Annotated in this window: 8 protein-coding genes; 5 read left to right on the forward strand and 3 right to left on the reverse strand. The window is 61.7% G+C overall.

Annotated elements, in window-relative coordinates; translation table 11 throughout:
- Nucleotides 1-499 precede the first annotated feature (499 nt).
- Nucleotides 500-1,408, reverse strand: coding sequence for a leucine-rich repeat domain-containing protein (locus tag VGG64_14295; protein HEY1600775.1), 909 nt, complete (start codon nt 1,406-1,408; stop codon nt 500-502).
- Between the two features lie 302 nt (nt 1,409-1,710).
- On the opposite strand from VGG64_14295, the gene VGG64_14300 reads away from it, so the two are divergent.
- A complete protein-coding gene (locus VGG64_14300; protein ID HEY1600776.1) occupies nt 1,711-1,914 on the forward strand; it encodes a hypothetical protein in 204 nt (67 codons plus the stop codon).
- A 332-nt stretch (nt 1,915-2,246) separates the two neighbouring features.
- The gene (locus VGG64_14305) at nt 2,247-4,979 is read left to right on the forward strand and encodes a PAS domain-containing protein (protein ID HEY1600777.1); all 2,733 of its coding nucleotides are present in this window, start codon (nt 2,247-2,249) and stop codon (nt 4,977-4,979) included.
- A gap of 217 nt (nt 4,980-5,196) precedes the next feature.
- Here VGG64_14305 and VGG64_14310 read toward each other — a convergent pair whose 3' ends face one another.
- Nucleotides 5,197-5,502 carry a hypothetical protein gene (locus tag VGG64_14310; GenBank protein ID HEY1600778.1) on the reverse strand — a complete coding sequence of 102 codons (306 nt, stop codon included), beginning with the start codon at nt 5,500-5,502 and terminating at the stop codon, nt 5,197-5,199.
- Here VGG64_14310 and VGG64_14315 point away from each other — a divergent pair.
- A complete protein-coding gene (locus VGG64_14315; protein HEY1600779.1) occupies nt 5,497-5,706 on the forward strand; it encodes a hypothetical protein in 210 nt (69 codons plus the stop codon). The two genes, VGG64_14310 and VGG64_14315, sit on opposite strands and share 6 nt — an antisense overlap.
- A gap of 350 nt (nt 5,707-6,056) precedes the next feature.
- On the opposite strand, the gene VGG64_14320 is transcribed toward VGG64_14315, so the two are convergent.
- A complete protein-coding gene (locus VGG64_14320; GenBank protein ID HEY1600780.1) occupies nt 6,057-7,469 on the reverse strand; it encodes an IS66 family transposase in 1,413 nt (470 codons plus the stop codon).
- Nucleotides 7,470-8,182: 713 nt separating this feature from the next.
- Here VGG64_14320 and VGG64_14325 point away from each other — a divergent pair.
- Nucleotides 8,183-8,920 carry a hypothetical protein gene (locus VGG64_14325; GenBank protein ID HEY1600781.1) on the forward strand — a complete coding sequence of 246 codons (738 nt, stop codon included), beginning with the start codon at nt 8,183-8,185 and terminating at the stop codon, nt 8,918-8,920.
- A gap of 43 nt (nt 8,921-8,963) precedes the next feature.
- Nucleotides 8,964-11,966, forward strand: a 3,003-nt coding sequence (locus VGG64_14330; protein HEY1600782.1) for a hypothetical protein, incomplete at its 3' end; no start/stop codon positions are given.

Genomic DNA, 11,966 nt, shown 5'->3' on the forward strand with positions numbered 1-11,966 from the left:
GGCGACGCCATAGACGCAACCACCGGCCAACAGACTGGATTTTGAATCGAAACAAATACGAATTCCCTCCAGAAAAGCCGCATTGCAACCAGCGGACTACTCCGGCACTTCGGAATGCGATTATACAGCGTTGCCGAAACGTCCGCATCGCGAGCGCCGCCTTGATGATAGACGCAGTCGTGCCGCATCACCTGTGGAACCTGTCTCGGCGGACGAATGTTGTTCGACCATTGGAAGCTCGCCCCGGTGCGCCACCCCGAGGTAACCGTTGTCGATGTGACCGACGCGGGTTCGTTAAAAAGCAAGATCAGCAGCCGGCTCACGGGGTGTTGGACGTGGAGCCTCGCACTGGCGTCATTCGCGTGGCCGATCTGCTGTAGCAGCTTCTTCGGCCCGTTTTATACTCAATTCGACGTCCGACTCCGGACCCCTGTTGTCTTCCGAAAACACCCGTTTTCCGACAAATTACCGCTCGCTGTCACGGAAGGCGCCCGCTTCATTATCGCGCGCCGTAGATATTGCATTTGGGCAAATCCTTTTTCAGCGCGGCGGCGCCGGCTTTCGTGACCTGCGTGTTGGTAAGGATCAGCGTCTGCAAGCCCTTCAGGGCGGCCAGGTGCTTGATCCCTGCGTCGGTCATTTTCGGGCCGCCGGTGGACAGCCATTGCAAGCTCTTCATGCCGGCCAACTCCTTCAGCCCTGCGTCGGTCATTTTTGTGCTGCCGATGTCCAGCCATTGCACGTTGTTCATACCGGCCACGTGCTTCATCCCCGCATCGGTGAACTCCACGCCCCAGACGGTCAGCTCTTGCAGGCCCTCCAGGCCGGCCAGGTCCTTGAGCCCCGCGTCCGTCATGTTTGTGCCGCTCACGTTCAACCTTTGCAAGCTCTTCAGTCCGGCCAGGTGCTTTATCCCCGCGTCGGTCACCGGGCAGTGATTGAGGTACAGCCTCTGCAAACTCTTCAGCCCGGCCAACTCCTTTATCCCCGCGTCGGCCACTTTATTGTTGCGAAGGTCGAGCGTGTGCAAGCTCTTCAACCCGGCCAATGCTTTAAGCCCCGTGTCCGTCACCTGCGTTTTATTCAGGTACAACGCTTCCAAGCTCTTGAGCCCGGCCAGCTCCTTCAGCCTTGCGTCGGTCACATTCGTGGCGTTAAAGCTCAGGCCGAACGCGGCCCCGGGGTCGGGCAGCTTCGCCAGCACTCCCTCTTTCCACTCGGAGAACTGAAACACCGGCAGCGCCCCGGTCCCGCCTTTTGCCTGGGCCTGAAACTTAGGCGCTTCCGTCGGTCTCATTTGCATCCAGCCGACGGCGGCGCCGGAGTCCGTCCACGCCTTGACGATCTCCGGCGGCAATGGCATGGGCGCAACTTTCCTGTCACCGCCCGCGCCGGCGAAAACACTCAACGGGCAACTCGCCAGCACGGCCAGCGCTGCCAGGTAATGCCACGTTGTCCCTTGCTGTTGCATGGTTCCCTCTGTTGCCGAAGTTATGATTACATCGCTTCCGTCCATATAGCGAGCATTCCCCGTTGTCGGGGTTCGCGCAACCCTTGGATTCTAACCGGCTACGCCAGGCAACGCCAAACGTCGCAGTGTCTTGAAACAGTCCCGGCGCGACCCCGCGAGGATCGGCCCGGTCGATGTGATCGACGAGCGCAAGCCAAACGCTTGTCCAATCGAAATCGGGCAATTCGAAACGTCACTTCTTGCCCGCGGGGCCAGTGCAGACGTGGTCGGCTTCGGGTCGTTGCATCGGCAGCGAGCTGAAGGTCCACGACGCCAGTTCGCGGCTCGCCCAGCGCGAGAAGGGGATGGTTGTCGAACGGCTCGACGGGACCTGGACGAATGGCGTGAAGGCCTGGTCGAACATTCCGGCCCAGCCGAACCGGCTGCCGCCGGGATCGATGTAACGGCTTGGTTCAGCTCATTGCCTCGGCGCGATCGGCGAAATGTGCGGGCATTGGCTCGGGGCGAGCATGCCCGCTGCCGCGGGGCGATTTGCCAAGCAGACGTGCATCGTGCTACGGCGGTCGGCTATGGTATTCGGCCGAAGTCGCGGCAAACCTTGTCCCTGCTGCGCCATGACCCGCTATAATGCCGTTTCGCGCCGGAGCGGTCTTGGCTGGCGTGGTGCTCGCTTCGGTCGTGCGAGCGACATTTCGACCGGGGCTCGCGGTAGCGTCAGCACACTCGCATGAGCCGGTAACGCCGGAGTGCTGATCGCCAGGGACAGGAGTCGTGCATGTCAGGCAATCTGCTTGCCGATCGTTCGCTGCTGCAAACGCTGATCTACAGCTTGCCGGACCACATCTACATCAAGGACGCGGCGGGGGTCTACCTGCTCGACAACCGGGCACATATGCACTTCGTGGGGGCCTCGAGCCCGGGCCAGGTGCTGGGCAAGACCGTTTTCGAGCTGTTTCCGCGCGAGTTCGCCGAGCGGTTCGACGCAGACGACCGCCTGGTCATCCAGACGCGCGCGCCGCTGGTGAATCGCGAAGAGCCGATCACCGGCGCCAACGGACGCGGTGCCTGGGTCTCGACGACCAAGCTCCCCTGGATCAACGCCGACGGACAAGTCGTCGGGCTCGTCTGCGTCAGCCGCGATATCACGCGCAACAAGCAAGCCGAAGCGGCCGTTGAATACGAGCGGCACCTGTTGCACACCTTGATGGACAACGTCCCCGACATCATTTACTTCAAGGACCAGCTTTCGCGATTCGTACGGATCAATCGCGAATTTTCCAAACAGGTCGGCTATCGCGATCCGTCGGAGGCGGTCGGCAGGACCAATGCCGATTTCGCCACGCCCGAGCATGTCGCCCGCACTCGCCGCGACGAGGAAGAGGTAATGCGGACCGGGCAGCCAATCGTCAGCAAGGAAGAAAAGCAGACTTGGGCCGACGGGCGGGTTCGCTGGCTCTCGACCACCAAGATGCCGTTCCGCGACTCCGACGGCCGGATCATCGGCACCTTCGGCATCTCGCGCGACATCAGCGCCCGCAAACAGGCCGAAGTCGAATTGCAGCAGGCCAAGGAAACCGCGGAGGCCGCTACTCGCGCCAAGAGCGATTTCCTGGCCAACATGAGCCACGAGATCCGCACGCCAATGAACGCCGTCCTCGGCATGACCGACCTGGCCTTGGACACCGAGCTTACTCCCGAGCAGCGCGACTATCTGCAAACTGTCAAGACGTCGGCTGATGCCCTGCTCTCCCTGTTGAACGACATCCTTGATTTTTCGAAGATCGAAGCCGGCAAGCTTGAGCTCGATCCAATCCGGTTCCGGCTACGTGATTGCGTCAGCGACGCATTGAAGACTCTCGCCTTCCAGGCGTCGGCCAAGGGGCTCGAAATGGCCTGCCAGATTCCCGCCGACGTGCCCGATGCCTTGATCGGCGACGCAGGTCGCCTGCGCCAGATCCTGATCAATTTGGCCGGTAACGGCATCAAGTTTACCGCCCAAGGCGAGGTCGTCGTGGCGGTGACGCTGGAATCGGAGGACGACGTCCAGGTCGAACTTCACTTCCACGTGATCGATACGGGCATTGGTATTCCCGCCGACCGCGTGCATCTGTTGTTCCAGGCATTTTCGCAGGCCGACAGCTCGACCACGCGCAAATACAGCGGCACGGGGTTGGGCCTCGCCATTTCGCGTCAATTGGCCGCGCTCATGGGCGGCCGGGTGTGGGTCGAAAGCGAACCCGGCCAGGGCAGCGTGTTTCATTTTACCGTTCGCCTGGAGCGCAACCCCGACGCCGCGCCCGACGAGCGGCTGGGGCTCGCACGGCCCGCTCGCGTGCTGATCGTGGATGACCACCGCACGAGTGGGCGAATCCTGGCCGAGATTCTCGACCAGTGGGGACTGGAGCCCACGGTTGTCGAACAATCAGCGCACGCGCTCGATGCGCTCAAACAGGCCGCCGCGTCGAACGCGCCTTACGCATTGGCGATGATTGATGCTGCCTTGCCCGAGATGAGCGGTCGCGATCTGGCCCAGGAGATCGCAGCCCATCCCGACCTCTCGGCGACGAAGCTGATCCTGCTCAGCTCCACCGGGCCACCGGCCGATTGGCCGGGGTGCCAGCGGCTGGGCATCGTCGCCTGCCACTGGAAGCCGGTCAGGCAATCCGAATTGTTCGCATTGCTCGCGCGCTGCCTGGAGGCCGCGCCGCCGGCCCATGCTCGCTCAACGTCAGCGGCCGCCGTCGCTGTTTCCAAGGGAGGCCCACTGAACATCCTGCTTGCGGAAGACAGCCTGGTAAACCAGAAGCTCGTTATTCGCCTGCTGGAGAAATGGGGACACTCGGTGCTCGTCGCCGAAAACGGCCGCCAGGCGGTCGAGCTTTCGCAGCGAGAACCTTGCGACCTGATCCTGATGGACGTGCAGATGGCCGAGATGGACGGCTTCCAAGCGGCCGAGGAAATCCGCAACCGCGAGTTGGGCGCCGGCCGGCACGTGCCGATCATCGCCTTGACGGCCCACGTGATGAAAGGGGACCGTGAGCGGTGTCTGCAAGCAGGCATGGACGGCTACCTTTCGAAGCCGCTTCATGTGGAAGAATTGTTGAACGCCATCGCGCGTCATTGCCCGGAACCTCAGCGCCGTGCGGACGAGCCAGCCCGCCAGTCGCAGCACGAACCACTCGACGAGGACGAAGCGCTCCGTCGCTTGGGCGGCGATCGCGAATTGCTGCGCGAGTTGGCCGACGTGTTGGTCGGCGCCTATCCGTTGCGGCTCTCCGAATTGCGCGCCACGATCCTGCGCCGAGACCGAGCCGGCATGCGGCTGGCGGCCCACACGCTCAAAGGTGAGCTAGCCAACTTTGGAGCCCGCACCGCCTCGACCGCCGCTTGGCGCCTGGAATCGGCAGCGGACACGACCGACTGGCACGACCTGGAGCTTTTCCTGAGCGAATTGGAGCAAGAAATCGAGCACGTCCGCCCTTGCCTGGAAGAGCTTCGCCAGGCATGAACCGGGCCACTGGCAAGGTCCGGCTTGGGCGGGCCAAGGGACGCTGGGGCAGACGCTCTGCGTTGCGCTCACGAGCGACACGCTGAGGCAACCGTTGTCGATGTGACCGACGCGCGCATGACGCCGATTACCAGCCGATCGTTCAGCTTGAGCGGGACCGCGCCCGTTGCGACCGTGCGGACCAACATCCGCGCTCTGGGCAAGAAAAAAGTTCTCCTCATTTCATTGGCTTGACGGTAGGGCCGAGACGATTGACGAAGCCGCTGGCGAGCCGACCGGCATGATCATCACGCTCCCAGACTGGTTGTCCAAGGCGTCGTTGAGCGGGAGGGGTGCTGACCATCCACGAGGACTGTATTTTCTGCTGACCGGTGGCATCGAGTGCTGGCTCTACTGGGTCGTGCGTAAGCACGCCGGGCACCAGCAAACTGGCGGGAGCTTTACCATGTAGCAGCTCCATGAAAAACCCGGCTCCGCCGCCCGGCTTTCCGACTTCGCCATCGACATCCGCCAAGTCGTGCAAACGAACGAACTCCCGGAATACGAACTATCGCTGCGGCGGAACCAGGAGGGGGACGAAATCGTGCATTTCGTCCACCGTTCGCACTTGGCCCATAACCATCCGCGGTTAGTGTTTCCGCGCGCTCCGATGCGTAGGCAGACGAGGGGCATCTTTACCGAATCGTGGAAGCTCAACACGTTGCCCGACGACTACTCGGGCGATTAGGCGTAAGGAGACCAACAACACGCCAATCCAAACAGCAGGCCTGAACGCGCCAAGCCGTGCGACGGCGGCGCCTGTGGATAGCCTCGGGCAATTGGGCGCGGTCTTGTCGGGCGATTAGGCGCACGTTCCCACGGACGAATGGGCGCAAAGCATCGGGCGATTAGGCGCACCCATAGCCATATTTTCAAATCCGATCAACGGATTGCCGAGCAGCTAACTTCTTAACTTTAAGAGAATACTTAACATTCCTAACACCGCTGGTGTGTGGATAAGTTGTGACTTACACGGCCAGACTCGTTAGCCACTTCCATTACCACAGACAACAATTCTGGCAGTACTTGTTTACCGCTTCAGGCGGGCAGTAGTTGGCGAGCGGGACGACAGAGGGTGCGAAGCAGGAACTCGAATCCCTTCGACGCTCGTTGTTCGCAGGTGCGGAGCACTGTGGTCAGGATGCTTTGCCACCGCGCGCCGCGCCAAGTGCGGTTGCCACCCCAGACCTTGCGGTTCACGACCGCCGGGCGAATCGCTTGTTCGCCGCGATAGTTGGTGGCGTCTATCGTGGGGTCGATGAGGAACCAGAACCAATGCATGGCGTGACCCAACAGATGCGCCGCCAAACGCCGGTTAGGCTCGTGCGTGAACCGTCCCTGCGCCAGCCGTTCCAGTTCACACGCCAAGCTCAGGCCTCGCTCGGCCAGATCGTCGCCGCTGAGGCGATGGCCGCGCCACGCGCGCCGCAGCGTATAGGCCCGGTCGATCAAGCCCAGCACGGCGCGCGGCAAGCACCCGGCGCCGCCGCTGGCAGTTTCCAGGAGTTGCTCGCACCGCCGCTGCAAGTGCCCGAGGCATTGTTGATGCGCGGCGTGCGCGAATCGGTCATACACGCTCCAACCGTCGTGCACCAAGGTGCCGGACCAGTCCAGCCCCAGCAACTGCTCGGCCGGTGCACGGCTCCGCGTCGGATCGATCACGTAACATGTCTCGCGTCGGCCGACGAAGGCGTGCAACCAGGCAATGCGGCCGCCGACGCGCCAGCCGGTTTCGTCCGGCACGACCTGCGGCGAACCGCGAATGTCCTGTCGCACTTGCTCATACGCGGGCTCGCACCGCTTGGCCGTGCGGGCGATCGACCGCGCGCTAGTGCCCCGCGCGATCGCCAGTCCCTCGAACAACGTGCCCAGCAGCTTCACGCTCTTGCCGTGCGACAGGCCGAGCTGTTTGTTCAAGATGGCCAACAGCGCGTGGACATTCGGCCCCAATTGGCTGGCCGCCGCGCCGCGGGCCGAACTGGTCTGCAAGGCATGGCGGCCTTCGACGGCCCGGCCGCATTGGTCGCACACGCCGACGTGCATGTCGAACCGCCGGTACTTGACCTGGCGTGGAATCTCCGCCTGGTATTGGGAAGCGACGTGCGTTTCACTCAAGTGGCGGCTGCCGCAGTGCGGGCACTTGGCCGGCAGCCGCACGTCGTAGGTTTCGTCGATCCGCGGCGGCAGGCCACGATGCGCATGTGGGCCGTGTCGCCGACCCGACTTGCGGCCCGGCTTTTTCGCCGCCGCGGCAGGTTCGTCCTGCTTGCGAAACGGTGCGGCCTGGCGTTTGCTTTCGCGGCGCAACTGTTCCACCTGCCTGGTCAACTGCTCCACTTGGCGAGTCAATTGCTGAACCTGCTGTTTGAGCTGTCGGTTCTCTTCCAGCAGCTGCTGGTAGCTCGGCGGGCCCAGTCCACCACCACCCAATTCATCGCTCGTCGTCGCCATATTGGCTCTACGACGAAAATTACGCTAGCAGCCCAAAGCTTGCACTGCCAAATGTGCCCACCGCGGTAAACAAGTACTTCTGGCAATCCAACGAAATTGGAGACTACTCGCCCTGCTGGCGATTTCACGTGCCAGCTACTCGGTCACAACTTGTAACAGTAATTCGTCAGGCTCCAAATCAGAACGATGCGCCGCAACTATCCATTCTTCTCGCAGGCACACGCGTTCTTTCAGGTCCATCACACGCTATTCAACGCTCTGCTCGCTCGACAGCGTAATTGTCGTCGGTGGCCAAGCCACTTTTGTTTTTGCTGCTGCCCACGTCGCTCTGCGAACACCATATGCCAGAAATGCGCGCGATCAGCATCGGAGCTATTACTCTTCCTTCATTGTTGACGTGCATACAGCCCGATGTTTCGGTGGTAAACCGGATTCACAATCCGCAGTGCTTAGGACTTCGCTTCTTGGAATGCGCTCAGCCGCACGGGCACCAGATACAGTCAATTTAGGGTCATCACCCCAGGCCGTAGAGGGCGTAAGAATTCGTAAAGGAATTCTGTTGACGTGATGAACCAGAAGCTTAATATGCGAAGGTCTTCTCGGAGCAAAACGCCTTTCGCCATCTGCGGCGTCAGGGTTTGCCCATCTTTCCGGATCGGTGTGGGGCGTGTTCGTTATGCGCTCATTGATGGGCGCTAGAGGCGGCGAATCCCATGTCCGCGTGGACTTGGTCGGTAGGAGTGACCACGGCCGGTCGGCAACAGCCGACGCTGGGCCGCATGCTCGCCAGCTTGGCACAAGCAGGCTGGGAGCGACCTCGGCTGTTTACCGACGCCGACGCGCTCATCCCTTCCGAGTGGACGCATCTTCCCGACACCCGCCGCGATCAGCAACTCGGCGCGTTTCCCAATTGGTATCTCGGTCTGGCGGAACTTGTGATGCGTCAGCCGCAGGCTGATGGCTACTTGCTTTGCCAGGACGATGTGATCTTCTGCCGCGGCGTTCGTGCGTATTTGGAGCAGGTGCTGTGGCCGGCGGAACGAGTTGGCGTCGTATCGCTCTTTTGCCCAAGCCTCTATGCTCGCGGCAAGCCGCCCGGCTTTCATGTCGAGGATCGCGGTTGGGACACCTGGGGGGCACAGGCATATCTCTTCTCCCCTTCCTCCGCCGAATGCTTGCTGACCAGCCCGATGCCCATTCAGCATCGGCGCTGCGGCCCGGCCGGCGGCACTCGGAACATCGACTCAGTTGTCGGGCATTGGTGCCGTGAGTCGCGGTTGCCCTATTTCGTACACTCGCCGAGCCTCGTGCAGCATATTGGCGTGACTTCAACGCTCTATCTGGGCGCTGGCATCTGGGGCAATCGCGCGGCCGGCGATTTTGTGGGCGAACAGCGTGATCTATTAAGGGATTCCGCGGTTATCGGGCCAAGCAGTCCGGAACAAGTGTAAGCAACCGATTTGCCCCAGCGGGCTAACAAGCAGGAGCGCAGCGATGGCCGCCACGAATCCGGCAGGAACTTGGTATCGCGTTTCGTTGGACAAAGTCGCCGCCGCCAGCGGTGGATACGATCGCCTGAACGGTGATTATTTCCTCACCATCCCCGGCGCGCCCAAAGGCATGGAGCGCTGGGAGGTGAATTTCCCGACCGTCGCCGGCTACGATCGTCTCCGCTTGGAAATCGGCTCTGGCAGCAAGCGGGGCACACGCAGCGCAAAGGCGTACTTCACCGGTTCGGAACGCTCACCCGTCTGGTCGCAGGACAACATCGAAGGAGAACCGGCGGCGCTGCAACTGAAACTCGAACCGGGTACCGGCCCTGCCGGCGTGCGCTGGCCGAGCGTGCTTTCAGCCCAAAAGCTCGTTACAGAAGCGCCGTCAGCCCTGCAGGATTTCGCGGCCTTAGCAATCCCCATGACACTCGGGTCAAGCTCTGGCTCGCCGCCTCCGCCTTATCCGCCAGGCTGCCCGCCTTGCGGCGACACGCCGCAAGTCTGTATGGGCGGTTGCCCGCCGAAGCAGCCACAGTCCCTACCTTGCTGTTCAGGAGCAAGCTCGTATCCGGTGAAGTACTTCAATGGTGAGCTGCAAATCTTCCAGACCGACTTATCCACGGCTGGATTTGGCCGCATCCTTGGGCACACACGCAGCTACAGTAACCAGCTTGCCAGCACGTTCAATTTCGGCAACGGCTATAACTGGGTCATCGTCCAGTGGCCGTACCTCAGCCTGAGTTCGTCCAGGACCATTGCCGCCGTCCAAGGGCTGAACTGGACTGTTTGGTTCGACCAACAACCCGACGGTAGCTTTGTTGCGCGCTACGGCGCGAACCAGGCACTGGTCCATACCGGTTCCGTTTTCCAGCTTGCTTTGACCACGGGCGAGGTCCTGGAGTTCAACGATTTCACGCAAACCAGCTTCCCGCCCGGCTCATTCAAGAGCCTAGCCATCGCGGGCGGCGACACGGTCCAGGTTGTCTCGTACGAGGGCGCCCAAATCGGCGAGATTCAGCGCAGCCTTACCCAAAACGGCCAAACCATCAGCGAGTCTTTCCTCTATACCTACCTCGACTCGGGCAACAACGCGGGCAATCTGGCGTCGGTGACGCTTCGCCGCAATGCCGACGGCGGGCCGTGGTCGAACGTGGCCCAGGCAGTTTACAGCTATTATGACCTGAGCGATCCCAACGGCAGCTTGAATGACCTTCGCACGGCGACCCAGCAGGTTCCCGACGGAATCGGATGGGCCGACACGGCCAACAACTATTTCCGTTATTACTCGGGCACGGAGGCTCACCTGCTCAAGTACGTCGTTGGTCCATCTGGCTACGCCACGCTCGCCGCGCAAGGGAATCCGCTGCTGGCATCCGATGACCAAGTGGCCCAAGTCGCCACGCAGTATCTCCAGTACGACAGTCTGAACCGCGTCACGCTCGAATCGGTCAGTGGCGGCACTCTGACAACCACGTTCGCCTACCAGGCCAGCGGCTACACGGCCAACACTGACTACAACATGTGGGCGGTGCGCACAAGCGAAACACGGCCGGACAGCAGCCAGAATGTCGTCTACACCAACTTCATCGGCCAGATCCTGCTCAAGGATCTTCAATCGGCTGGCAACCACTGGACAGAGTTTCGGCAATACGACACCGATGCCCACGAGATCTCGCAGGCCATGCCTTCGGCTGTAATCAGCTACAGCGAAGGAACGCCGGCGGGCACGCTAAACGTGAACCTGCAAAGCGGTAGTGGCCTATTCAACCTGGTGCAGTATTATCCCGCTTCCGCCCCAGCTGCCGGTTACGTCCAATCAAAGTCGATTCGGCAGGGCACGGGCGGCACTCCGGTTGTTCTCGCCGAGTTCACTTACACCCGGCAGACCGTCGGCATCGCCACCGTGCAAATGCTCGCCAACCAGACCGTGTACAGCAATGACGACGGCACCGGCGCCATCACCACCAGCTACGGCTATGCCTGGTACACCGGCACACTCCAAGTGCAGCAGAAGACCACTACTCTGCCAGTCGTGCCGCTGGCGCAGAACGGGTTCAACACGGCCGACACCCAGCAGGAATACTACGACACGCTCGGGCAGATGACCTGGGAGCAAGGCCCGCGTGGATTCATCGACAATTTCACGTTCGACTCGGTCACTGGCGGCGCCGTCCAGATGATCGAGGACGTGGATCCCGGTCTGGAGACGCCGCCGTCCGGCTGGTCGCGTCCCTCGGGCTTGCCAGCGCCGTTGAACTTGGTCACTGACTACAAGTTGGACAATCGAGGCCGGACAATCCAATCGCGTGGCCCGGCGCACCTGGTCGATGGTGTTTCGGTGCGCACGACGAACTGGACTTTGTACGACGGTGTCAACTTCACGACGACTACCGCAAGCGGCTATGCCATCGGCTTGGCTGCTAACTATACCTACACGTCGCTGGGCCCCGTTTCGATCACAATCACCAACGCCTCAGGCCAGCCGACCGACGCCATCCAGGCCGCCGAAAGCTCGCTCTCCGGCTGGCTCTCCGGGACCAATACGTTCCCGCAGTCGACGTGGACCCGCTGGACCAAAAGTATGTACGATAACGGCGGCCGGCTCATGGCAACCAGAGCGTATTATACGATTCCAGCGACTGGCGACGGTACAGCGGATGCCAACTACAACGAAACCGGTTATGGGCATGATGCCATGGGCCGGCAGAATCGCTTGGTAACGCCGGGCGGTACGATCACGCGCACAACTTTTGACACGCGTAGCTATGTGACCGGTACCTACGTCGGAACGAACGACTACGGAGCAACGGATACTGATCCAACTGGCGGCGGCGGCGCGCCGGGCAATAACATGGTTGTGATTACAGACAATCAATACGACGGCGGCACCGGCGGCGGGGACGGCAACGTGACGCAAACGACCGCCTATGTCGACGGCACGACCAGCCGCGTCACGCAGTACGGCTACGACTGGCGCGACCGGCAAATCACGATCACCGGCGAG

The sequence above is a fragment of the Pirellulales bacterium genome (assembly GCA_036490175.1).
Classification (GTDB): Bacteria; Planctomycetota; Planctomycetia; order Pirellulales; family JACPPG01; genus JACPPG01.